General features: G+C 38.6%; 2 protein-coding genes. Both read right to left on the bottom strand.

Annotated features, from left to right (window positions below):
* Positions 1-172 precede the first annotated feature (172 nt).
* Positions 173-880, bottom strand: a complete 708-nt coding sequence (locus tag R7E47_RS24075) for a hypothetical protein (protein WP_193837313.1) — start codon at positions 878-880, stop codon at positions 173-175.
* A gap of 141 nt (positions 881-1,021) precedes the next feature.
* A complete protein-coding gene (locus R7E47_RS24070) occupies positions 1,022-1,963 on the bottom strand; it encodes a hypothetical protein (protein WP_031846314.1) in 942 nt (313 codons plus the stop codon).
* Positions 1,964-2,063: the final 100 nt, after the last annotated feature.

Here is a 2,063-nt window from a genome sequence, read left to right as displayed (position 1 = left end):
GAGCACCAAAACAGATAAACACCAAAACTTATGACCTTTGATGTAAAACCCGTACTAACGCCTTGTTAAGGGGTGAGCAACGCAATACTGATGCCACTGCATACCACCTTAACCACAAAACCTAACGCATAGTAAAAATGCCACGCGTTGCGAATCCCTCTTGAACAATTTGTTAGCTAAAAATTGCCGTCACAGCTAAATGAATACCTGTGTATGATTTGTAAACAGCTAAACAAGCCATCAAAGATGGAAAGATTAAATCAAAGCCATATAGGCTTACTAAGCGAATAAAAAACCTAGTGTTGAGAATACTTGTTTTATTGACTCGTTTGAGCCATTGATTGATAAATGGCTCAGCATCTTTGCGGAAGCTATCGATACCATCTTTAGTTCCTTGTATTAGCTGTGTTGCCCTACCAATAGCTTCACTATTGTATATTTGGTCTTGCATTCTACTGTCTGGAGATAGATTACTTAAGTCGCGTACAGAATAGTCAATATGCTCAATCGTAACTGAAAAGTGCCGTTCGATAGCTTCGACAAGCTCTTGATGCCCAGATATTAATGTTTTTTCTCGATCAAACTTCCATGCGAGTATGTCTATGGTGGCGTAAAGAATAAAAACAACAAAGTAGTAGATAACAATAATTGCACCAATCCCCTTAACTAACTCACTTTCTATTGCTTCAGTTTCCGCTTTGAGACCAAGAAACCCTGTGACTTTTAGATTTAAAATTGAGATTAGTAAACACATCACAGATGCAATCATTAAATTTCTGCGTGATTTTCTGGTCGTTTCAGTAAGAGGATCTGAAAACAATACTTTTTCGATCTCATTCTCTTCTAGCTTTTTATATAGCTTAGGACGATCAATTGACAATATATCTACCCCTTTTAGCTAACGCCCTGTTAAGGTGTGAGCAACGCAATACCGATGCTTCCGCATACCACCTTAAACACTAAACGTAACGCATAAAAAAATGCCACGCGTTGCGAATCACTCTTGAACAGTTTGTTATATTCATTTTGCCCAAGGGTCTTCAAGACAAATATCGATCATGTCTAAATTTGTAATGTCGATGTTTGCATACCTGTCATTTCGTTCGTTAACTCTTGGCGTACCATAGATAAAAACATAAGCAGTCGGGTTCGGAGATTTATAAAGTTTTTCAATCCTTTTGGCTACCAGCTTTTTCATCTTGTAATGTTCAATTAGCCGGTCACCAATCATAACCGTGGTGGTGAACTCTTTGTCGCTACTATTACCCTTTAGTTTTTTCTTGAACTTTATCTGGTAACCGTGACCTGATGGTAACCTATTTATAAATGCCCAACCGTGATAAATAGAAGGCATTTGCGGCAAGTCAGAAACTATCTGATTTTCTATTTTACTAAAAAGGCTTGTGTAAGGTTTGTCTTTACCCGCAATATTTAGTCTGCGTAGTTCTAAAGTTCCATCTTTCTTGTACCTAGCATACCTACTAACAACTGTCCTTACCGAATAGATACTACTAGTGACACCAATTTCTTTCAGTTGCCTTTCAGCTTTAGACTTCAGTATGTTAACCATTCGTACTTTGGCGTTTTTAGCGCGGCTATTAGTTTTATAATGGTCGTAATACGATTCAGGTCTTTTCTCTAAGAATGTGTCTACGATTGAAGTATCAAGCGTTTTATGAGTCGCGGTTTGCGTTGTTGGCTCTGCGTACTGAAGCTTCAGAGGCACATTTCTCGAAACTTCACACCCTTTGGTGTGAGAACCAAATACTCGGAAATGAGGCACTACTTTTAGTGAGCTAGTATCTTTATCAAGGTTTGCACAAGTAACATTAGCTGAACAGTTTGTACCCGGACACAAAAATGCTCTCTTGTCTTCGAGCATTCCCGACCAGTAAAGCTCATATGCCTTATCTGGGTCGATAAAATCATCTATTTCAATGGAATATGCCACATCTAAAGACATATTATGTTACCTCCGAATGAATATAACGCCCTGCTAAGGGGTGAGCAACGCAATACCTAAGCCGCTGCATACCACCTTAATCACTAAATTCAACGCATAG

Origin of the sequence: Vibrio sp. Vb1026 (assembly GCF_033338745.1) — a bacterium.
GTDB lineage: Bacteria > Pseudomonadota > Gammaproteobacteria > Enterobacterales > Vibrionaceae > Vibrio > Vibrio alginolyticus.
Note: the sequence above shows the minus strand (reverse complement) of the source record. Positions and strands in the feature narration are given on the sequence as shown.